Origin of the sequence: Mesorhizobium sp. M7A.F.Ca.CA.004.06.1.1 (assembly GCF_003999135.1) — a bacterium.
Classification (GTDB): Bacteria; Pseudomonadota; Alphaproteobacteria; order Rhizobiales; family Rhizobiaceae; genus Mesorhizobium.
In genome coordinates, this window is sequence record NZ_RZPQ01000015.1 from 1 (window position 1) to 21,556 (window position 21,556).

The 21,556-nt window shown below is 61.2% G+C and carries 21 protein-coding genes and 1 pseudogene; 10 read left to right on the forward strand and 12 right to left on the reverse strand.

Going from position 1 to position 21,556, the window contains the following annotated elements:
- From EN906_RS02460 to EN906_RS02485, 6 genes and pseudogenes are all read left to right on the forward strand, one after another.
- Window positions 1-193 (forward strand): annotated as a pseudogene (locus tag EN906_RS02460) (branched-chain amino acid ABC transporter permease); the annotation flags it as partial.
- Window positions 193-1,152, forward strand: a complete 960-nt coding sequence (locus tag EN906_RS02465) for a branched-chain amino acid ABC transporter permease (RefSeq protein ID WP_236382683.1) — start codon at window positions 193-195, stop codon at window positions 1,150-1,152. The pseudogene EN906_RS02460 and the gene EN906_RS02465, both read left to right, overlap by 1 nt.
- Before the next feature lie 2 nt (window positions 1,153-1,154).
- Window positions 1,155-1,919, forward strand: a complete 765-nt coding sequence (locus EN906_RS02470; RefSeq protein ID WP_127375055.1) for an ABC transporter ATP-binding protein — start codon at window positions 1,155-1,157, stop codon at window positions 1,917-1,919.
- Window positions 1,919-2,647, forward strand: coding sequence for an ABC transporter ATP-binding protein (locus EN906_RS02475; protein WP_127266690.1), 729 nt, complete (start codon window positions 1,919-1,921; stop codon window positions 2,645-2,647). Before EN906_RS02470 ends, EN906_RS02475 begins: the two co-directional genes overlap by 1 nt.
- Window positions 2,648-3,043: 396 nt before the next feature.
- Window positions 3,044-3,247: a CsbD family protein gene (locus EN906_RS02480; protein ID WP_023809505.1), complete on the forward strand. Its 204-nt coding sequence runs from the start codon at window positions 3,044-3,046 to the stop codon at window positions 3,245-3,247.
- Between the two features lie 360 nt (window positions 3,248-3,607).
- On the forward strand, window positions 3,608-3,952 hold the full coding sequence (locus EN906_RS02485; protein WP_164748821.1) for a hypothetical protein: 345 nt from the start codon (window positions 3,608-3,610) through the stop codon (window positions 3,950-3,952).
- A gap of 53 nt (window positions 3,953-4,005) precedes the next feature.
- Here EN906_RS02485 and EN906_RS02490 read toward each other — a convergent pair whose 3' ends face one another.
- The 8 genes from EN906_RS02490 to EN906_RS02525 form a co-directional block, all read right to left on the reverse strand.
- The gene (locus tag EN906_RS02490; protein WP_164748822.1) at window positions 4,006-5,466 is read right to left on the reverse strand and encodes a cytochrome c; all 1,461 of its coding nucleotides are present in this window, start codon (window positions 5,464-5,466) and stop codon (window positions 4,006-4,008) included.
- Between the two features lie 20 nt (window positions 5,467-5,486).
- Window positions 5,487-5,828, reverse strand: a complete 342-nt coding sequence (locus EN906_RS02495; RefSeq protein WP_127266688.1) for a hypothetical protein — start codon at window positions 5,826-5,828, stop codon at window positions 5,487-5,489.
- Between the two features lies 1 nt (window position 5,829).
- Complete coding sequence (locus EN906_RS02500) at window positions 5,830-6,432, reverse strand: cytochrome c oxidase subunit 3 (protein ID WP_127266702.1); 603 nt, start codon at window positions 6,430-6,432, stop codon at window positions 5,830-5,832.
- Window positions 6,429-8,369 carry a cytochrome c oxidase subunit I gene (ctaD, locus tag EN906_RS02505; protein WP_127266687.1) on the reverse strand — a complete coding sequence of 647 codons (1,941 nt, stop codon included), beginning with the start codon at window positions 8,367-8,369 and terminating at the stop codon, window positions 6,429-6,431. Before ctaD ends, EN906_RS02500 begins: the two co-directional genes overlap by 4 nt.
- Window positions 8,366-9,346: a cytochrome c oxidase subunit II gene (gene coxB / locus EN906_RS02510; RefSeq protein WP_164748824.1), complete on the reverse strand. Its 981-nt coding sequence runs from the start codon at window positions 9,344-9,346 to the stop codon at window positions 8,366-8,368. The genes ctaD and coxB overlap by 4 nt, the downstream gene beginning before the upstream one ends.
- Before the next feature lie 247 nt (window positions 9,347-9,593).
- A complete protein-coding gene (locus EN906_RS02515) occupies window positions 9,594-10,475 on the reverse strand; it encodes a cytochrome c oxidase assembly protein (protein WP_127266686.1) in 882 nt (293 codons plus the stop codon).
- A 96-nt stretch (window positions 10,476-10,571) separates the two neighbouring features.
- Window positions 10,572-12,326 carry a thiamine pyrophosphate-dependent enzyme gene (locus tag EN906_RS02520; RefSeq protein ID WP_127270599.1) on the reverse strand — a complete coding sequence of 585 codons (1,755 nt, stop codon included), beginning with the start codon at window positions 12,324-12,326 and terminating at the stop codon, window positions 10,572-10,574.
- A 106-nt stretch (window positions 12,327-12,432) separates the two neighbouring features.
- The gene (locus EN906_RS02525; protein ID WP_127270532.1) at window positions 12,433-13,443 is read right to left on the reverse strand and encodes an ATP-dependent DNA ligase; all 1,011 of its coding nucleotides are present in this window, start codon (window positions 13,441-13,443) and stop codon (window positions 12,433-12,435) included.
- Window positions 13,444-13,669: 226 nt separating this feature from the next.
- Between EN906_RS02525 and EN906_RS02530 the strand changes: the two genes are divergently transcribed.
- From EN906_RS02530 to EN906_RS02540, 3 genes are all read left to right on the forward strand, one after another.
- Entirely contained in the window at window positions 13,670-14,260 is a 591-nt protein-coding gene (locus tag EN906_RS02530; RefSeq protein WP_127270534.1) for a LysE family translocator, read from the forward strand.
- Between the two features lie 326 nt (window positions 14,261-14,586).
- Window positions 14,587-15,879, forward strand: coding sequence for an Nramp family divalent metal transporter (locus EN906_RS02535; protein WP_127270605.1), 1,293 nt, complete (start codon window positions 14,587-14,589; stop codon window positions 15,877-15,879).
- A gap of 87 nt (window positions 15,880-15,966) precedes the next feature.
- Complete coding sequence (locus tag EN906_RS02540; RefSeq protein ID WP_127270596.1) at window positions 15,967-16,458, forward strand: hypothetical protein; 492 nt, start codon at window positions 15,967-15,969, stop codon at window positions 16,456-16,458.
- 75 nt (window positions 16,459-16,533) lie between these two features.
- Here EN906_RS02540 and EN906_RS02545 read toward each other — a convergent pair whose 3' ends face one another.
- Complete coding sequence (locus tag EN906_RS02545; protein ID WP_127270593.1) at window positions 16,534-18,645, reverse strand: catalase; 2,112 nt, start codon at window positions 18,643-18,645, stop codon at window positions 16,534-16,536.
- 291 nt (window positions 18,646-18,936) lie between these two features.
- On the opposite strand from EN906_RS02545, the gene EN906_RS02550 reads away from it, so the two are divergent.
- The gene (locus tag EN906_RS02550; RefSeq protein WP_127270591.1) at window positions 18,937-19,500 is read left to right on the forward strand and encodes a sigma-70 family RNA polymerase sigma factor; all 564 of its coding nucleotides are present in this window, start codon (window positions 18,937-18,939) and stop codon (window positions 19,498-19,500) included.
- On the opposite strand, the gene EN906_RS02555 is transcribed toward EN906_RS02550, so the two are convergent.
- The 3 genes from EN906_RS02555 to EN906_RS02570 all read right to left on the reverse strand — a co-directional run.
- Complete coding sequence (locus EN906_RS02555; protein WP_127270589.1) at window positions 19,501-19,677, reverse strand: hypothetical protein; 177 nt, start codon at window positions 19,675-19,677, stop codon at window positions 19,501-19,503.
- A gap of 494 nt (window positions 19,678-20,171) precedes the next feature.
- Window positions 20,172-21,086 (reverse strand): class I SAM-dependent methyltransferase, encoded by a 915-nt coding sequence (locus EN906_RS02565; protein WP_127375056.1) that lies wholly within the window; start codon window positions 21,084-21,086, stop codon window positions 20,172-20,174.
- A gap of 3 nt (window positions 21,087-21,089) precedes the next feature.
- On the reverse strand, window positions 21,090-21,556 hold a 467-nt coding region (locus tag EN906_RS02570), incomplete at its 5' end, for a GNAT family N-acetyltransferase (RefSeq protein WP_164777090.1).

Consider the following 21,556-nt stretch of genomic DNA (forward strand, 5'->3'; position numbering starts at 1 on the left):
GATAGGCGGGATCGGCAGCGTGCGGGGCGGCATGCTCGGCGGCTTGCTGAGCGGCCTGCTCGGGGCTTTCGGTTCGTCCTTGCCCTTCGTCGGATCGGAGTGGCGTGACGTCTTCGTTTTCGGGACCCTGATCCTGTTCCTTGTGTTCAAGCCGACCGGCCTTCTTGGACGCTCTGTCGTGGAGCGGGTGTGATGATCGACGAAGTGAGAACCATGCCGGCAGCCGTGCAACCGCAATTGATGCGCTGGTCCGTCGTGCTGCCCGGCCTGGCGGCACTCGCCGTCGCGCTGGTGTTGCCGCAATTCGCCAACGGCTATGTGACCGAGGTGGCGACCACGGCGCTGCTCTATGTCGTTTTGTGCCTCGGCCTCAACATTGTCGTTGGCTATGCCGGCCTGCTCGACCTCGGCTACGCCGCCTTCTTCGCAGTCGGCGCGTACACGTCAGGCATCCTGACCGCCGAATTCGGGTTCAATTTCTGGCTCACCATCCCGGTCGCCATGGCGGCAGCCTGCGTGGCTGGCATCATCATCGGGGCTCCGACATTGAGATTGCGCAGCGACTATCTGGCGATCGTGACGCTGGGCTTCGGCGAAATCGTGCGCATCATCGCCCGCAACCTCGACATCACCGGTGGCGCGAGCGGACTCATCGGCATCGAGCGCCCGGAGATATTCGGCTTCAGGTTGATGCAGGTGCAGCACTTCTACTATGCGTTCCTGGTGCTTGCGCTGCTCACCGCCTTCGTCTGTCTGAGCGTCGAGCGATCGCGAATGGGACGAGCCTGGTTCTACGTTCGCTACGATGAGGACGCCGCCGCTGGCATCGGCATCAACCGTGTCACGGCCAAGCTGCAAGCCTATATGATGGGCGCGGTGATCGCTTCGGTGGCCGGATGCCTCTACGCGGCCAAGATGACGGCCATCTCGCCGGAGAGTTTCACCTTCAACCAGTCGCTGCTCATCCTTCTCGGCGTCGTCCTGGGCGGCATGGGCCGCATTCCCGGCGTCGTCCTTGGTGCTGTTCTGGTGGCCCTGCTTCCCGAAGTGCTGCGCGGAGCAGGCACCTATCGTCCCCTGGTGACCGCGATTGCGCTGCTGGCAATCATGCTCTTCAGGCCGAACGGGCTGTGGCCGGACAAGCGAGTTTGACCATGGCGCTGCTGGAAGTCCGCGATCTGCGCCTCAGTTTCGGAGGACTGAAAGTCCTTCACGACATTTCGTTCTCAGTTGAGAAAGGCGCCATCAACAGTCTTATCGGGCCGAACGGGGCCGGCAAGACATCACTCTTCAATTGCCTGACCGGCTTCTACAAGCCGAAGGGCGGCTCGATCAGTCTGGGCGGCCGGCCAATCACCGGCTTGCCGCCGCATCGCATCACCGCGCTCGGCCTCGCCCGCACATTCCAGAACATCCGGCTGTTCAAGGAAATGACCGTTCTGGAAAACGCCATGTCCGGCCAGCATTGCCGCAGCCGCCACGGCATCATGTCGGCGATCCTGCACTTGCCGGCACAGCGGCGCGAGGAGGAGACGATCCGCGCGGCTGGCATGCGCTGGCTCGATTTTGTCGGTATCGAGCAGCATGCGCATCGCCGCGCCGGCGGTCTCTCTTATGGCGATCAACGGCGGCTCGAACTCGCAAGAGCCCTGGCGTCGGCACCCGAACTCATCCTGCTGGACGAGCCTGCCGCCGGCCTGAACGAGCGCGAGAAGCTGGACCTTGTGCCCCTGATCCGCCGCATCCGCGACGAAACCGGCGTCACGGTCCTGCTGATCGAGCATGATATGGGCCTGGTCATGCAGGTGTCGGAGAAGATCGTGGTGTTCGACTATGGGCAGAAGATCGCCGACGGACGGCCGGAGGCCGTGCGAACAGACCCCAGGGTCATCGAAGCCTATCTCGGTACGGAGGAATGATGGACGCCGAAATCGTTCTTTCCGCGGACCGCATCGTCGCGCGCTATGACGGCATCGAAGCCCTTCATGGTGTCAGCCTTTCGGTCAAACGCGGCCAGATCGTCGCCCTGCTTGGCGCGAATGGTGCGGGCAAGAGCACCACGCTGCGCACGCTGTCCGGCCTCGTTGCCGCATCCTCCGGATGTGTCCGCTTCCTGGGCGAGGATATAACCAAAGTCCCTGCCCATCGCCTGCCGCATCGCGGGCTCGTCCACGTTCCGGAGGGAAGGCGTATTTTCGGCGACATGACGATCAAGGAGAACCTTGACCTGGGCTCTTTCACGCTTGCCGACGACGCCGAGCGCCGCCGGCGGCTGGATCATGTTTTCGAGCTCTTCCCCATCCTGGCGCGCAGACAGAATGGCGATGCAAGGAACCTCTCGGGAGGCGAGCAACAGATGCTGGCGATCGGCAGGGCCCTCATGGCCGCGCCCAAGGTGCTGTTGCTCGACGAGCCTTCCATGGGTCTGGCGCCGCAACTGATCAAGGAAGTCATGAACATCGTGCAGCGCCTCAATCGTGAAGGCGTGACCATCCTGCTTGTGGAGCAGAATAGCAAAGTCGCCTTGAAATTCGCCGACTATGGCTATGTGCTCAAGGCTGGGCGCGTTGTGCTTGAGGGACCAGGCAGTGATCTTGCGAGCAACGAAGCGGTCATCAGCGCCTATTTAGGTGGCGTCGCTGCTTAGCTGGCAAAGCTGCCAACTCCCGGATTTTTACAAAATGAGGCCGCCACTCCAGTCCAGCCCCTAACATATTGATTTGTGCAGGAAGCACTGACCCTCAGAGACAGACTACGCTGGCTTAAGATGACTGTGCCTCTAGACGGACGGCGGCGACAGGATGAAAAGCGCTTGCGCCTGCTTGGTGGCGGAACTGTTGCGGAAGGTGTGGAGGCGTCTTGGGTCGAAGGTCGTGGCGTCGCCTTCGAGCAGGACGACCTCAATTGATGACGCAGGCTGAGCGTAAAGGAATGGATCGCGGCCTGTGAGAGCAAGACGAGCGTCGAGTTCCAGGAACATCCGTCGTTGATTTGCGTTTGCTCTCCGAGGTTAGACGTTTTCAAACCGAAGGAGAACGGTGTCATGGACTGGAACCGCGTGGAAGGAAACTGGAAACAGGTGAAAGGCAAGGTCAAGGAGCAGTGGGGTAAACTCACGGATGACGACCTTGACCGCATCGCCGGCAAGCGCGATCAACTCGAAGGCAAGATCCAGGAGCGTTACGGCCTCGAAAAGGACCGTGTGCGGCGCGATATCGATGACTGGTACGGTCGACAGGGCTGGTAAGCGCGTGAGCCCCGGGCCGCGGCCAATTCCAAGACGCGGCCCAACAGTCCGGCAGGTCCGGCTCATGCAGATGCCGAGCCTTATCGTCAGTTGAATTTTGCAGCAAGGATTTCGTACTGTGTCAGAAGATATCTCTCGCAAGCAAGAGCAACGGGGGACAAGAAGGATCGTCATGTGGGCGATCGCAGTTACCGCTGTGATTTTCCTTGTTCTGCTGGCTACATTCGTGTTCGGCCCGCTGGTATGATTTTCATCGCCGATGATTGAGTTGTTTCCAGCGAGATCCGGGGATGATCGGGCGTTTGAGGGCGCTTGCAGCGGCCACCGGGCCGCGTCTTGCGACTGCGGCAGCAGGCGCGGATGAGCCGACAACCCGTCAAGTTGATGCCATCCGCGCTGCCCTGGGTGGCAGGCGTATTCGCGGCAATCGCCATTGTTCCGGTAGTTTGCGCCATCAACTTGGTCCGCGGCGACAATCTCCGGGAAACCACCATTGCACAGGCCATCGGGGGCGACCCTGACCGGGCCGTCCCGGCAATGATCCGCAACGGCTGTGGCGGATGTCACGAAATCCCGGGAGTGCCCGGCGCCCGTGGCACCGTCGGTCCGTCCCTGCAAGGCGTCGTCGAAAGAGGGATATACCGGGCCGTCGCGAGCCACCCCGGATGCGATGATGCGCTGGATCAGCAGGGCGCGGTACGTTGACCCGAAGACGGCCATGCCCAATACAAATCTGTCGCCTCAAGAGGCGCGCGACATTACCGCCTATCTCTACGCGCGAACATGAGGCGCGCTGAAGTCGCCCCACGGCGCAGGCGTCTTGCCAGCAAAAGCAGCAGGCCAAGCATCAACACGGCGGCGCCCGCTACAAGTGATTGAGCCGCCAGAATCATGATCGTCTGGCTGGTTGTCGTTCCTGCCCGCATCTGGCGTACATCGGCCGCGGTGACGCTGAGGTCGGGATTTCCGAACCGCACGGTGACGTAATTTGCAAGAGCTGCCACCTGGCCATCATCCAGCCAGCCGCCGAAGGCCGCCATCGATTGACGCCCGGCCACGTCACCAGCTTTGACGCCTTCAAGGATGGTCATGACGACATCCTCGGGCGTGGCCGCGCCGGGGGTGCTGTTACGGGTCAAGGACGGATAGGATCCGTCTGATGATCCGCCTCCGTTCGCCCCATGGCACGTCGAACAGAGCGATCGATAGAGATCATCGCCGGTTGCGGTTCCGCTGCCTTGCGTCATCCCTTCGGTTCCAGCAATGTCGTCGGCCGCGGCCGCGGCCGCGTTACCCCATGAGAAACGCGGCTGCTTCTCGTCTCCCGGTTGGGCGGGCACGTCCCTGAGATAGGCGACAATAGCCTGGATGTCGTCGTCGGAAAGATGCTGCAGGCTGTTCATGACCGTTTCCGCCATCGGCCCGCCCGCGTAGGCCTTCCCGGGCACGGCGCCGGTTTTGAGGAATCGAGACAGCTCTTCGTTGCTCCAGCCGCCGACGCCTGCGATCTTGTCGCTGGTGATGTTGAAGGCGTGCCAGATGCCGGCGGTGCCGCCGGCAAGCTTGTGGTCTTCATCCATGCCGAACGTCGCATTCCTTGGCGTGTGGCAGGCACCGCAGTGGCCGAGCACCTCGACAAGGTAGGCTCCCCTGTTCCATGCGGCGGTCCGGCTCCGGTCAGGCGTGAAACTGCCGCTTTGGAGGTTCGCGAGCTTCCACAGCGCAACCGTCCAGCGCTGGTTGAATGGAAAAGGCAGAATGTTTCGCGGCCGCGGCTGGGAAATCGGCGGCTGCGCAAGGAGATAGGCCCGGATCGCAAGCACGTCCTCGCGGCTCATTGCGGCGAAGCTGTCATAGGGCATGGCGGGGTAGAGATCGGCTCCGTCGCGCCTGATACCTTTCTGGACGGCTCGCACGAACTCGTCCGCGGAATAGCGTCCGATGCCCGTTTCGAGATCTGGTGTGATGTTGGTCGAGTATACATCGCCGAAGGGCGTCGGCACGCGATAGCCTCCAGCGAAGGGGCGGCTCGGATTGGACGTGTGGCAGCCGATGCAGTCGGCCGCTCGCGTGAGATATTCACCCCTCTGGATTTCGCTCGCCCGCAGCTCGGTACAAACCGCCAACGATAACAAGACGAGTACGACCGACCGAGAAATGACGGCTGGAAATGGAATGCCCGTGGCAGGCCAAAGCGCGTACCGGCGGTGGATGGCCAATCTCCGCGTCTTTGGCGTCGTCACAATTCGCACCCGCTGAAGATCAGCCCTGCCACCACTTGCGCCAGCAAGATGAGCGTGAACAGCGCCCCGATGCCCACCGAAGTCCTGGCAAGGAACGCGCGCGTGCGCGCCTTCCGGGGCGGGATCGTACCATGTCCGCGGTCATGAACGGCGTGCCACGACAGCAGCGTGCCTGCCAGGGCGACAGCGGCGCCTATCAATGAGAACAAGGCAGTGGGACGAAAGCCGGCATGGCACTGCCAGGATGCAATGGAGTAATCGAGCTGCAGGGCTATTGCCCATGCAACTGGCCCGCTGACCAGGCCTGCCCAGGAAACGCCGGTACGGATCGCCTGCATCTCACATCCTCGGAGCCCAATAGATAACAAGATAGAGCACGACCCATGAGACGACGACGAAGTCCCAGTAGAACGCATTGTCCGAGACGTCGCTGAAGCGGCGGCCCGCCTTGCCTTTTTGCGTGAACATGAGAACCGCCAGGACGATCGTGTCGCCGACATCGGTAAGAAGATGCGTGGTATGCAGTCCAAGTAGGAACCACACGATCGATCCGTAAGCGTTCTGATCCCAGGAAATCCGCAGAGCCGGAAATTCCCAGATGCGAACGATCAGCGGAAGAATCCCGACGACCGACATGACGACCATGCCAAGGCGAACTTTCGCGAGGTCCTGGCGACGCGCCCAAAACTCGATCAGGTGGTTGGGCACGACGCTCGCAACCAGAATGATCAACACTGCCGTGCCCGGCAGCAAATCTGGCGCCGGCGCTCCGATGGGCCAATGCCGGGCCAGCACGGCCAAATAGAAGTAGGTGCCTATCGCCAAGGCAAAACCTGTTGCCTCGAGAGCAATGAAGGCAAGGGTTCCCCACCACATCGGGCTCGCCGACCCGAAATCATATGTGGGCAGGTGGCTGACGCCGGCGACGGGACGGTGCCTCATTCCTCGTCCTCCGGTTCGCCCTTCGGCCAGAACCAACAGATGAAGCCGATCGAAACCGGGATCGCTCCCCAGACCACCGCCCATGGCGTGTATATCGAACCGAGAAATGCACCGCCCACCGCAATGGCCGACAGAAGCGGCCAGATCGAGTTGTCAGCCGATGGCACCCTTAGTTGCGGCACCGCATCGGCGACCGTGCCGGCGAGCACCTCGCGTGCGTCGACACGCAGACCCTCGACCACGGGAAGCGTATCGGGCTCGGCCCAAAGCGGTTCGCGGTGAGTTACCACGGGCAGCCGCGAAAAATCGTAGGAGGGCGGCGGCGACGTCGTCGCCCATTCGAGCGTGCTCGCGCCCCAGGGATTGTCTCCGGCAATGCTGCCGTTGCGAAGGCTGAGCAGGAGGTTCAGGAAGAAAAGCGCAAAGCCGGCGAACACCACCAGTGAAGAGAGGCTGATGAAGAGGTTCATCTCGCCCCAGCCGCTCGCCGGCGGATACGTATAAACGCGGCGCGGCATGCCTTGCAGACCGAGAATATGCATGGGGAAGAAGGTGAGATTGAACCCGAGGAAGACGAGCCAGAAATTCCAGCGGCCGAGCCTCTCAGACAGCATGCGTCCGGTGATCTTGGGAAACCAGTAGTAAACGGCGCCTAGCAGGGGGAAGACGGCGCCCCCGACCAGCACATAGTGGAAATGGGCAACCACGAAATAGGTGTCGTGTACCTGCAGGTCGAGCGGCACCGAGGCGACCATGACCCCGGTCAGGCCGCCGATCACAAAGGTGAAGATGAAGCCGAGCACGAAAAGCATGGGCGTGGCGAAGATCGGCCGGCCGCCCCAGATCGTCGCAATCCAGCAGAAGATCTGAATGCCGCTCGGAATGGCGATCATCATCGAGGAAGCGGTAAAGAAGCTTTCGCCGAGCTGCGGCAGGCCGGTAGCGAACATGTGGTGCACCCACAGGCCGAAGGAAAGAAAACCGATCGCGATCAACGACAGGACGATCCCGAGATAGCCAAAGATCGGGCGGCGAACGAAGGTCGGCAGGATCGCGGAGACGAAGCCGGTCGCCGGAACGAAGATGATGTAGACCTCGGGATGGCCGAAGAACCAGAATAGATGCTGCCACAGCAGTGCATCGCCGCCTGCAGCGGGATCGAAGAATTTCGTGCCGACCAGGCGGTCCAGGATCAGCATTGTGCTCGAGACCATCACGGCCGGCATGGCGAACAGGATGACGAAAGCCGTGACGAGGACGGACCAGACATAGAGCGGGATGCGGTCAAGCGACATGCCGGGAGCACGTTGTTTGAACACTGTCGCGATGATCTCGACCGCTACCGCGAGCGCGGACACTTCAGTGTAGGTCACCATCTGCGCCCAAAAATCGGGGCGCTTGCCGATGCCATATTCGGGTCCGGCGAGCGGTACGTAGGAAAACCAGCCGGCATCCGCACCGGTTTCGAAGGCGAAGGCGATCCAGATCATCAGCCCGCCGGAAAGATAGACCCAGTAGCTGAATGCATTGAGCCGCGGAAAGGCGACATTGCGAGTGCCGATCATCAGCGGCACCAGGTAAATGGCGAAAGCTTCCATCACCGGTACGGCGAACAGAAACATCATCGTCGTGCCATGCATGGTGAACAGCTGGTTGTAGAGATCGGGGCCGATGTGGCCGGCCTCCGGCTGGGCAAGCTGGAAACGCATGGCGAGCGCTGATAGACCCGCAAGGGCGAGAAACAGGAAAGCCGTCACGATATAGCGCCGTCCGATCAGCTTGTGATCGACCGTGACCAGCCAGCCGTAGAAGCCTTTCGGCGTTCGCCAGGCATGCGCCAGAAAGGCGCGCAGTCTCACCTCTTCGAGGCCGGTGTCACGGATGCCTTTCAGGCCCTCCTGGGTATGCTCGGCCGGCTTTCCCCCAATGCCGCTCATTCGAGGCTTCCGAGATAGGCGACGACCGCGTTGAGATCGTCGGCGCTAAGGGCAATGCGCGGCATCTTGGCGCCGGGCTTTATCGACTGTGGATCGGCAATCCAGGCGGCGAGCGCGCCAGGGGTCATGGCCAGCGTATCCGCGGCCAGTGCACGTCGGCTGGCGAGATGCGTAAGATCAGGACCGACCGTTCCGCTGGCAGGCGTGCCTCTTATCGTATGGCAGAGCGCACAGCCGGTGGAAAGAAATGCCTGTTGGCCGCGGCGTTCTTCCTCGCCGCCAGGCGCGGATGCGACGGCGTTTTGCCTGGATTGCCATGCGTCGAACGCTTCGCGGCTTTCCGCGATGACGGTGATGGCCATATGGGCGTGCTGATAGCCGCAGAATTCGGCACACTGGCCACGATAGATGCCGGGCTTATCGGCGATGAGGGTAAGCTGGCTTGGCCGGCCCGGAATGAGATCGCGCTTACCGGCAAGGTTCGGCACCCAGAAGCTATGAATAACATCGAGCGAATCGAGTTCGACCTTGACCGGTTCGCCAACCGGGACATGGATTTCATTTGCCGTGACGATCGATTGCGAGGGATCATTACCGGCATACCGGACCTCCCACCACCATTGGTGCCCCGTGATCCGCACGGCAAGCGTTTCCGTTCCGCTCAGCGAAGCAATGGATTTGCCGGCGAAAAAACTCGCTATCGTCATCATGACGAGCACCAGAACGGTCAACGCAACGGCGCTGCCGACAGCGCGGGTAAATCGGCGCTCCTGATGTGAATCGATCTCAAGCGGCGAGCGCGTTGTCTCGGAGAGGCGGCGACGCAAAAGCGCTGCCGCCAAGACCAGCATGACAAGCAGCCACGTGGCCGCCGCGACTGCGCTGAAAGACCAGATCAGATCAAGGATTCTCCGGGCGTTCGCACCGTGTGCATGGAGGGCCGATTGCCGATCGCCGCATCCTGCCAATACCAACATCGACGCTGCGCTGACCCACCTCAAACGCGGTTGCGCAGCCTTTCCCGCAACAATGCCAGTCAGGATTTGCGTTGGACATGTAAAGGCAAGCGACATTTGCGGTCATGTCCGCCTGCGAGAGCGGGCCAACGGACTCATGCACCTCGCCATGAAGGATCCACCATCGTTGCCAAGGCCATAACGCAGCTGGCTGAAAAAGGATGCTTGGCAACACCGCCCGGTGAAAACCGACGTGAAGCGGTGCGGGTTAGACGATGCGCAACTCCTGGGGAGCCTGATGCCGCCGACTGCTCGTTTGAATCCAGAAAGCAACCAAGAGCAGTGCGGCTCCGCCATAGATCAGGCCAGCGGGAATCCACATGATCAAGCCTGCAAGTTGCTGGTCCTCGAGCGGGCTGAGCCCCCACAGATCCGAGCCGACGGCATTAGCCGGATACCACAGCTTTGGCGAGACGACGAGCAAAACCCCGAGCAGCCCGGTGTGGAGCGAGGTGAAGAAGAGATGCATCACCGCATTGCCGCAAGCGTGCTCGCGGCCAGGGCGAGGCAGCAGCACCCACCAGAACAATAGCCCGGTACCGAGGAAGCTCGCATGCTGGGCATAGTGCAGGAAACCCTGCTGGAGGGCAGCCTCGAACAGCGCCGGGACATGCCAGATCCATATCGCGGCTCCGTGCAGGACGGTCGCGACCACAGGGCGGCTGATGAACGCCCAGATCGCCCGAAGCGTATTTGCATGTCCGGCCGCTCCGAATATCTGGCGCAGCTGTACCGGCAGTGCCCACATCATCGCCGCTGTCGGGCGGGAGGCAACCAGCAGAGGCGCTGCGACCGCCATCAGCAATTCATGCTCGATCATGTGCGCCGCAAACACATGTTCGCCCAACGCATGGATCGGGCTTACAAGGGCGAACGCCAGGACGGCCCAGCCGGCAGCAAACTGGAAGGCCTGCCGTGATCGCAAGCGGCGTCCGCGTCCGCTCCGTCGCCACAGTCGGCTGGCGCCCGCTGTATAGAGCGACACGACTGCCAGGAGCGGCAATGTGATGGGAAGCGCCAGTGTCCAACCGGCTTGCGGGGCGCCGTTGCCATAGCAGATCGAGGTCGAAAAGAGCGCGTCGAAGCTCATGATCCGCATCCGTCAGCCGGAAGAGCACCGGAGCTCCGGTTCATCTGGAAAGATCCAGATTGAAGCCACTGAGGCGCTGTTCTCACCTCCGTGCCTCTAGGCGTCCATCATCGATTTCGCCGGCTCCCGGGCGATGTTTTCTTCTATGCGTTCGTGTCCCGGTGTCCGCGGCAGGGCCTGGCGGAAGTTCTTGGCGTAATCTGCCGGCATTTTGGGCGGCATCAGCGGCTCATACGCATCTACCAGCGCTTCGATCACGACAGGGCCTTCCGTGGCGAAAGCCTGGTCGAGAACCGTCTCGATCTGATCGGCCCGCTCGATGCGAAAACCCTTTGCGCCCATTGCTTCCGCCGCCATGGCAAAATCGATCGGCTGCAATTCGCAACCGAATTGCGGATTCCCCAGAAACATCATCTGCTCCCAGGCGATCTGATTGAGCATGTTGTTCTTGATCACCAGAACCTTCAGCGGGATCTTGTAGCGCACCGCCGTCGAGAATTCGCCGAGCTGCATGGCAAAGCCGCCATCGCCGACGATGGCGGCAATCGGTCGACCGGGAAACGCGATGCCGGCAGCGATGGCGTAGGCGAGACCGCAAGCCATCGATGCCAGCGATCCGGACACCCCAAATGCCTGGCCGCTGCGAAGATCGACATGGCGGGCGGCCAGTTCCGTGTTCTGACCGGAATCCGTGGCCAGCACCGTGTCGTCGGCCAACCGTTGTCCGAACGCCCGGGCAATCGCCTGTGGCTTCAAGGGTTGCGCCTGCATGTCTTCCGACTGCCGCATCATCTCGCGCCATTTCCTCATGGTCTCCTGGGAACGGTGCAGGAACTCATCGGAGGGCTTCTGCGTCAGACGTTGGTTCAGCGCGCGCAATGTCTCGGCCGCGTCGCCGACAAGGCCGGCCTCGACCGGAAAGCGCAAGCCGATCCGCTGCGCATCGCAGTCGATCTGGACGCCACGGGCCTGCCCGGGCTGCGGGTAGTATTCGATATAGGGAAAGGTCGAACCGACAATCAGCACCGCATCACAGCTCTCCATCGCCTCTTGCGAAGCCAGGGTTCCAAGAATGCCGATCCCGCCGGTGGTGTAGGGATGGTCGTCCGGCAGCACCGCCTTGCCCAGCAAGGCCTTCGCGACAGGCGCCTGCAGCAGTCGCGCCGTGTGTTCGAGTTCGGCGGCCGCGCCGATGGCGCCGCGTCCGGCCAGGATCGCAACCCGCGAAGCGTCATTGAGAATGGCGGCGGCTTTGTCGAGCTCAACCTCCAGCGGTACGCTGTGACCGGCGAACATATCCTGCGGCGTGTGCGCCGGGCGATTGCGCTTGGAGCGCTTCGACGGATCGCTCTCCTGCTCCTGGATGTCGCTGGCAATCGAAAGATGGGCGACGCCCTTGCGCGCCAGCGCGGTTCGGCAGGCAAGGCTGGCGACGTTTTCCATATGCGCGGCGTCGGCGACATGTGCATTGTAAACGGAGACATCGTGGAACACGCGCGTCAGATCGACATCCTGTTGCGTGAACGTCTCGATCAGATCGTGGAACTGCATGCCCGTAATCGCCAGCACCGGAGCCTGGTCGAGCTTGGCGTCATAGAGGCCGGTCAGAAGATGTGTTCCGCCGGGACCGGACGTCGCAAGGCACACGCCCAGCTTTCCTGTCCACTTGGCATACGCACATGCCATGAAGGCAGCCGACTCTTCATGCCGGACCTGAACGAAGGCAATCTTGTCGCGCCGCGTCCGCAACGCTTCCATGACGCCGTTTATGCCGTCTCCCGGCAAGCCGAACACCACCTCCACGTCCCAGGCGACGAGCGTATCGATGAGAATTTCTGCTGCATTTGGCATGTCGGGGTAGCTCCGGTGGATGGTGTCCGAACCGGTGAATCCCGAGTTGGTTCCTTCGTCACAATAAATCGTGACAGGTTTCTGGAAGCGATCTTCCAGGAGCGGTCTATTCGATCTGCTCAAACGTGCATTGCCGTGGCGCCTTGTCGGGGCGCCAGCGCAGCAGTTTGGTGCCGTGGCGGAATCGATTGCCGGTAACGTGGTCGAAGCGGACCTCCACCACCAGTTCAGGCTGCAAGGGTTCCCATTGTCCGCTGCGCTCCGTGCTCCAGCGGCTCGGGCCGCCGGGCGCCTTGCCGGTGAATCCGGGCTCTGACCGCAGCCCTTCCAGCCGGCGCGTGAGCGCTCCTCTGTCGGTCCTGGCGATGGTCGACGTGAAGCCGACGTGATCGAGCTTGCCGTCGTCATTGTAGAGGCCGAGGAGCAGCGAGCCAACCTCACGACTGTCCGCGAGATAACGGAAACCGCCGACAACGCAATCGGCGGTGCGCCTCGGCTTTACCTTCACCATCGCACGTTCGCCGCACAGATAATGCTCATCAAGCACTTTGGCCATGATGCCGTCGGTCGATGCATGGCCGGAGCCGTGTAGCCATCGAGCCGCCGTGGCTGCATCATAAGTGCACTTCGACAGGCGAAGATCTGGACTGTTCGAGGAGGTCACCAAGTCCTCGATCGCTCGCCGCCGTTCCACAAGTGGCTTGCCCGTGATGACCTCGCCGCCCGGCCTGGCAAGCATGTCGAAGAGGATCAGACTGGCAGGCGTCTGCGAACTCAGTTTGCGGATTCTGCTTTGTGCCGGGTGAAGGCGCATCTGCAGCGCCTCGAAGGAAAGCTCACCGTCAACCTCAATGACAATCTCGCCGTCGAGGACGAAATGCCCGCGCTTGAGGTCACGCAAAATGTCCGTGATTTCTGGAAAATAGCGGCCGAGCGGCTTGCCGGATTTGGCGCGCAGGTCAACGGTGTCGTCGCTCTTGAAAGCCAGGCAGCGAAACCCGTCCCATTTGGGCTCGTACTGCCAGCGGTTTCCATCCCGGGGGATTTCATCGGCAAGCTTGGCCTCCATCGGAGACGTGTCCAGCGGGAGCGGGAAGGCGTTTATTGGTTCATGCACGGGTAGGCCTCCAAAACCGGCTCAGGAACGGCTCCGGCTTTTTTCAACTTCCAGGACTGGCACCGCGTTCCATCTGACGGTTCATGCCTGGTTCTTCGCGATGGGACATTTTCATTTGCCGCGGAACCCGGATGACGGCTGGCCGCTTTGATGTCATCGGCAGCGCTAACGGAGATGCCCCATCGATCCCTCATTGTGGATAGCTTTTGTCGGAACCGTCATTCTCATGCAGGTGCCGCCAGGTCCCGACAGCATGCTGGTGATGGCCCGCGGCATTGGACAGGGGCGCGACGTGGCGCTGCTCACGGTGCTCGGCATGACGCTGGGCGCCGGACTTGTGCAGCTTCCGCTGATTGCATTCGGCCTGTCCTCGCTTGTCCACGCCTCGCCCCTGGCGTTCAATCTGCTTCGATGGGCCGGGGCGGCCTACATCGTCTGGCTGGGTGTCCGGCTGCTGCTTTCATCCTCGGCAACCATTCCCACGGGTGACCTCAAGGCCCTGCGGCCGCTCGCCGCCGCCCGGGAAGGAATGATCGCCAATCTGAGCAATCCCTGGCCTTTGATGTTCATGGTTGCGTTCCTGCCGCAGTTTGTCGATCCGCACAGGGGCTCCGTCACGTCGCAGCTGGTGCTGCTTGGCGCAACACAGAAGATAACCGGTGTGCTGGTGCTGGGAGCCTATGCCTTGGCATCGGGCGCGGCCGGGGCATGGGTCATGCGGCACCCTCGCGCAAGGCTTTGGCAGCAGCGGCTCACCGGCTGTCTCATCATCGGCCTCGGCTTACGGATGGCGATCGGCGGCGGTACGAGCCGCTGACCAAGCGGATGAACGGGCTGGGCCGAACACTCGACTTTGGCGCCGCGGGATTTTCTTTCGGGGAAAGTTTTGTGCCAAGTCGCCTGAATGACAGGCTCCGACACCCTTCTTCAGTGGAGCGGAGCATTCGCTTGGATGTCCGGCTCCGCCGAAAGAACCCGCATCGGATGAAACGTCGTCGCGGGCCGGGACTGGTCCAGGAACAAAAAGCCTGACCAGAGGTTCGAGCCTCGATCTCAATGCAGCTTGAAACGGCTGCTTCATCGCCGTCCGATTGGAATGTTCGTCATGATTTCTTGCGTGGCCTCGGTAAAGACGCGCCTTCAATGAACAAGCCACCTGACGAGGGCCAAAGGGCAAGCGGGCAAAAAAAGGGCGGCGTCGTTCGGGCTCTCGGGCTTGGTCTGATCACCGGCGCGGCCGATGACGACTGCTCGGCCATCGGTACCTACGCGAGCGCCGGAGCGCGGTTCGGGCCTGACCTGCTGTGGACGGCACCTGTCACGCTGCCGATGATGTATGTCGTCGTCTATCTTTCATCCAAGCTTGGCCAGGTTTCGGGTCGCGGGCTTTTCAAGGTCATATCGGACTTCTATCCGCGTTGGCTGCTATGGTCCGTGCTGGTGGGCGTGCTGATTGGCAACACGATCGAGGCAGCCGCAGATCTTGGCGCCATGTCGGCGGCCATCGTGCTGTTCGTTCCTCTGCCTGCTCCCTTGGTCGTCATTGCCGTTGCGGTCGTCATTTTTGCCCTGCAGGTGTTCGGATCGTATAAATTGATCCGAAATGTGTTCCGGTGGCTGGCTCTGGCTCTGCTTGCCTATGTGGTCTCCGCGGTGCTTGCCAAACCGGATGCAGCCTCTGTCCTGCGCGGCACGCTGTTGCCAAAAATCGAATTCAGCCGCGAATACCTGTCCATCCTCGTCGCCATCATCGGGACCACGCTCTCCGCATACCTTTACACGTGGCAGTCCAATCAGGAGGTGGAGGAGGAGATAGCCAAGGGTCGAACGAGCCTCGAAGAGCGCAAAGGCGCCACGGAGAGCGAACTGCGCCGATCCCGCCGCGACATCCTGATCGGCATGACGTTCTCCAATCTGATCATGTATTTCATCATTCTTTCGACAGGTTCGACGCTCTACAAGGCCGGGCAGACGCAGATCGAGACAGCGGCGCAGGCGGCCGAAGCGCTGCGGCCGCTTGCCGGCGACGCTGCCAGCATTCTGTTTGCGGTCGGTGTAATTGGCGTTGGCTTTCTGGCCGTGCCGATCATGACCGCTGGCGCCGCTTTCGATTTCGCTCAGGCGATGGGATGGAAGAATAGCCTGCATGCCAAACCCCGCCAGGCTCCCAAATTCTACATCGTGATTGGGATCATAACGCTGGTGGCGGTGGGTCTCAATTTCTTCGGCTTCAACCCTATGAAAGCCCTGGTCTGGTCGGGCGTCGTGCAAGGATTTTCAACGCCACCTCTGCTGCTTCTCATCCTGATCATGACCAACAATCGCAAGATCATGGGCGACAAGGTCAACAGCATAAGCACGAACATCCTGGGCGGCGTGACGACCCTGGCGATCTTTGCGGCGTCGGCGGGACTGGTGGCAAGCTGGTTCCTGTAGCTCGCCGGGCGGGAAGGATGTTCAGGCGCAGTGGAACATCGGCGGTCAAATGTCGTTGAGACGCTTGTGGGAGAAAGGAGGTTGTCCATGTCAAAGTTGCAGGCCGCCACTCCGGATCGTCTAAGACAACTCAGGCTTGAAGCTTCAGCACATTTTGCTCCGTTGATGCTGAACGAAGCCCTGTTGCGCCTTTCCCATGCCTGCGGAGGCGACAGCCTCGACCGCTTCGAGAAAGCCATGGTTGATCAGATCGAGGCGGCAGAGGACGATCGCGCCGATTTCGAAACGATCAAGGAATTCGCGATCGAGCAACTTTACGCCCTGGTCCGGAACGCCAACGATTCGCCAGAGAGGAAACAGCCGCTTGAGAAGATAGACACACGCAGAACGCCCGGCCGTTCCGAAGAACCACGCACGCTCGAGGACCAACTGCAGGCGGGATTGGAGGATTCCTTTCCGGCGAGCGATCCGCCCTCAGTGGTGTCCACGACCATTTCAGGCGGAGCAAAGAAGCTGGTCGGGACCGATGAGGTCCTGGAAAAGCAGCGGCAAGCGTCCAGCAAGGAAGATCGCTCGTAGATCGGGGTGCGGACTGGGTTGGCGGCAAACCAAAGCCTGCGGACATGCCAGCGGAAAACAGCTGACGTCATCGCATCAAAGCTTGACAGCCGCCTCCCGCGCCCAGAGCCGCAGCTTCCGGCATGACCGCACAAATGCAGTTACCGAAGCTGCCGAATCCAGCCGCGTCAGCCCCTCATCGGCATCGGGAGCGACGCCTGCTTTGGCCAGGAGCGGCTCGGCCCCCGGGGTGAAGCCGATGAACTTGCAGTGCGCAAACGCATCAGACACGAAATCCTTCGCAGCGGCCTCCTTGACCAGCAACTCGGCGCCCGCCTCGGAGAGGAGCAGCACCACCGCGTCGAACAATACGGACGGACCGCCGTCGATCATGTGCCTTGCCTCGATGTGGGTGCCGTCGGCGGCTTCGACGCCACCCACCTTGGGCGCAACCACCTCCATCACCGCGCCTTCCGCTTCGATGGCGGAACGAAGTTCCTCGAACAGCGCGACATCGGCTCCATCGCTGAGCATGACACCGACTTTGCGGCCTTCGAAACTATTGGGTCCATTTTGGATGATGCTGAGCGCCGGCGACGGCGGCAAGTCATCGCGCGGCGGAACGGCGGCTTCGGCAGGTTCGGGCAGGTCACGGATGCCGAGCTTATCGGCGACCGTGGTCGCCAGCGTTTCATCGATGTTCAACAAATGCGAAACCATGCGCTCGCGGATTGCCGGCGCCTGGACCTTGCTCAGTTCAAACGTCAGCGCCATCGCGATGTGACGCTGCTCCGGTGGTGTCTGGCTGTTGAAGAATTGCCGGGCCTGGCTGTAGTGATCGGCGAAGCTCTCCGCGCGCAGACGTACTTTCTGCCCTTGTTCGGCATCGGCGAAAGAACGGAAGCCACGCTGCGGATCCTCGCGCGGTCCCAGTCCCCATGAGTTCGGCTCATAGTTGGCACGACCGGCCGGGTTGCGCATGGCCATGTGCCCGTCCTGTTGAAAATGGGCGAACGGGCACTTCGGCGCGTTGATCGGCAGATGGGTAAAGTTCGGGCTGCCCAGCCGTTTCAATTGGGTATCGAGATAAGAGAAGTTGCGGCCTTGCAGTAGCGGATCGTTGGAGAAATCGATTCCGGGCGGCACATTCTGCGTCATGAACGCCACCTGCTCGGTCTCGGCGAAGAAATTGTCCGGCATCCGGTCGAGCACCAGCCGACCGACCGGAATTGGTTCGAGGACCTCTTCGGGAATGATCTTCGTTGCATCCAGGATATCGAAGTCGAAACTGTCGGCAAATGCCTGATCGAACAGTTGCACCGTCAACTCCCATTCCGGGAAATTGCCGGCCTGTATGGCCTCCCACAAATCGCGGCGATGGAAGTCGGGATCGGCACCATTGATCTTGACCGCCTCGTTCCAGACCACCGATTGCATGCCGAGCTTCGGTTTCCAGATGAATTTGACGAAGGTGGATTCGTCCTTCGCGTTGACGAGGCGGAACGTGTGCACACCAAAGCCTTGCATGAAGCGGAAGGAACGCGGGATCGCGCGATCCGACATGATCCACATCACCATGTGCATTGATTCCGGCATCAGGCTGATGAAGTCCCAGAAATTGTCGTGCGCCGTCTGTGCCTGCGGAAAGGCACGGTCGGGCTCCTGTTTGGCGGCGTGGATCAGATCGGGAAACTTGATGGCGTCCTGGATGAAGAAGACCGGGATGTTGTTGCCGACGAGATCCCAATTGCCCTCCTTGGTGTAGAGCTTGACCGCGAAGCCGCGCACGTCGCGGGCGAGATCGAACGAACCCTTGTTGCCGGCAACCGTCGAGAAACGAACGAATGCCGGCGTCTTTTCACCAGCTCGCTGGAAAATGTCGGCACGTGTGTATTTGGCAAGTGACTCGTAGGTCTCGAAAAAACCATGCGCGCCATAGCCGCGGGCATGAACGACCCTTTCCGGGATGCGTTCGTGGTCGAAGTGGAAAATCTTCTCGCGAAAGTGAAAGTCTTCGATCAGCGATGGTCCGCGCTCACCGATCCGCAATGTGTTTTGGTCGTCGGAGACAGGCGTTCCGAGCGCCGTCGTAAGGGCAGGCGTGTCGTCCCCCGCGATCTGGTGCAACTCGCCGCCATTTCCGCGCGCGCTATTCTGATCCAGTCCACTTGCCGATTGGCGAGCGGAGGGGCGAGCGGATTTGGCCATGACAGATCCTCGATCGATACCGGAAGGTTGAAGTGGTCAAGCCATCAAACTGCCGGTGAGCAGCTTTGTTCCCGTAAAAAATGGACGCTGGAGACACCGCTGTCGGAGGAGCCGGGACTGCTGCGGCGATGGTGCGCGCCGATCGGATGACAGATATCTCCGCCTGCGCACAATTCATGAAGAGTTGTCTCCGGCACGAGGAACGAACCAAACTTCCATGCATTTAGCTGGGGCTGCGTTCACACACTCTTTCTTCTGGGAGCTGGACCATTGTCATCCGGAGGCTGCCTTTTGGCCGACCAGGAAACCAATGAAGTTTCCATCGTTGACCTGATACCTGCCCTGCGGGCATTCGCGCGCACCTTCTGCCGCGTCCCCGACGACGCTGACGATCTCGTGCAGGAGACACTGACCAAGGGTCTCGCCAACATCGACAAGTTCGAACCCGGTACGCGCATGAAGTCGTGGCTCTTCACCATCATGCGCAACACTTACTATACCCGGGTCAAGATCGCTGCCCGGGAGGCGCCCGGCCTGCTCGATTGCGCGTCTTCGAGACCAATTTCGGAAGCCACCCAGGAATGGACCGTTCAGAGCAAGGAAGTTCACGGCGCCATTCAAAGGCTGCCTGAACACCAACGCGAGGTCCTGATGCTGATCGGCGTTTTGGGAGTGAGCTACGAGGAAACCGCCGACATATGCGGTTGCGCGGTCGGAACGGTCAAAAGCCGCCTGAACCGTGCGCGCGCCAACATCCTTGAATTCCTGGGGGAGAGTTCGCTGCAGACATTGATAGAAAGACGAAACCAGCTGTCGGATGGTCAGCTCGATGTCGAGGTCGACGGCCGCAGATAGTCAGTTCTTCACGTCGCGCCGACGTTTCTCGACGAGCGCGTTCTGCAATTCGATCGCCAGCTTGGTCAGGCGGTCTGGAATTTTTTCCTGCTCTATGGCGGCCAGCAGGGAAGCAATCTCCTGATCCACAGCCATCTCGACATGCGGATCCGGGGTATCGTCGCTCGAACGAGACATCACATTCTCTTGATAGCGGGTCCCTTGATCCTAGTGTGGTGATAAGCGCCTGGCATTACAAGGCGGTGTCAACCGCCAAGAAGCTCACCAGCGGCCCCTTGCACAGGTTTATTTCCTTGCTGCTCCTTCGTCGTCCCGGTCCTTCGTCGTCCCGGTCCTTCGTCGTCCCGGGCCATGGACGCGCGGCGGTGGCGTTCAATCCCTAGGCAATCGGTCAGCGGCGTGATCCTGATATTGATCGGGCTTGATCCGATTGCCGTCCAGCCCGCGCTCCTGGCCATGCTGCTTCTTGTTGCGATTCGACAAGACCGCGTTTTCTTCGATCTCGTCCTTCTCCGGGGAGGTCACCGCGCCGGCGCCGGCACTCTTGCCTGGCTGCTGCGGCCGAAATGTTTTTTACCGCCGGATGCCATGATATCCTCCTTCGAATCGGGGACACTCGTCGGTGCCCGTTGTTCGACGTCCGAACTGGCATCGCGCTGTAATGTTCCGCTTCACCCAGCGAGCAGAAAGGCGTCGCCATCCCACGACCGAAACGGCTTCTCGCCGTCGATGAGGACCCGCAATTGATGAGCTTGCGCCAGACGGCCGATATCATCGCGGTCTGAGAGAAGTGATCCGCGATAGGAATAGTTCAGCAAGGCGAGCCAGCCCGGCCGTTTCAGAACGCGCGCAATTTCGTCGAAATGCCGATCAGCCATGCCGGCCAGAACCAGATAGGGAAAGCTGTCCACCGCCAGCACGCAATCGAAACTGGCGTCGGCGAATTCGGACAGATCGAGACCGGAGGTTTGTCGCAACTCGACATTGCCGAGTGCGGCGCATTGCTCGGAGGCGATGGAGATCATCCGCGGCGATATGTCGATGCCGACCATCCACTTGAAGGATTTGCACCGCGCGCGCTCGAAACTGCCGATGCCGCATCCGATGTCGAGAATGCTCCGTTCCCTTCCGGTGAATTCTCGCGCCTCCAGCCATGCGACGATTTCGTTGGTCGTGACTGTGAGCCTTGCCTCATCGCCGAGGGATGCCAGTTGGACACTCGCGGCTCCCGAAATCGCTGCCGCGGCATCGAAGCTGGAGGCCAGCCGCATGACGACAGCGACATTCGTCTCGCCCTCATCGCGCTCATGCCGAACGGCGCCACCCGTTGCCCGCAACATGGCGAAGACGTCTGGTTTGCAGCGCAGCAGTCCGGCGACCTTTCGCAGCCTTGCTGCGTCGCCGGCATCCGCCGGCTGGACCTTCAGCACGACCTCCGCCAATTCCGCCGCTCCAATTGTGGGCGGCAGGTGGAGCGCCAGCCTGACGAGAACACCTTCGGCGCAAATGCCATCGGCCATGCAGTCTTCAACCGCCAGCCTGACCGATGTCGTGCGCCGGGCGGCTTTCGGTGCGGTTACACTCATGCATCAACTCCGCGTCCAGACCCTGCGCATCGTCCACCTGTCGACGGCGCCCCAGCCATATTTATAGGCCTCCTGGCCGCGCAGAAAATCGAACTCGCGCGCATCTTCGCGGATCGCTTCCGCGATTGCGTGGCCAATCAGGATCGCACCTGGACTCTCCTCGGCATAAGCAGGGTCGAAGCCACCGAGATAAGCATAGGCACGGCCGCGGTGGTGAAATCCGTAATAGGCGCCGACGGTTCCGCCATCGATCGCGAACAGCCAGCATCGCACCAGACCGTGAGCGTCGAGCAAGGGAAGTGAGAGCCGATGGAATTGCTCGACGGCGGCGTTGGCCAACACACCGCCTCCTTGTTCGGCCCAGCGCATATTGTGCAGGCGGATCAATTGATCGAGGAAAGTTTGCGGACTGCCGCTTGCCGACAACAGCGCGATCCGGCCGCATCTTGATGCGGCTTGACGCGCCCGAC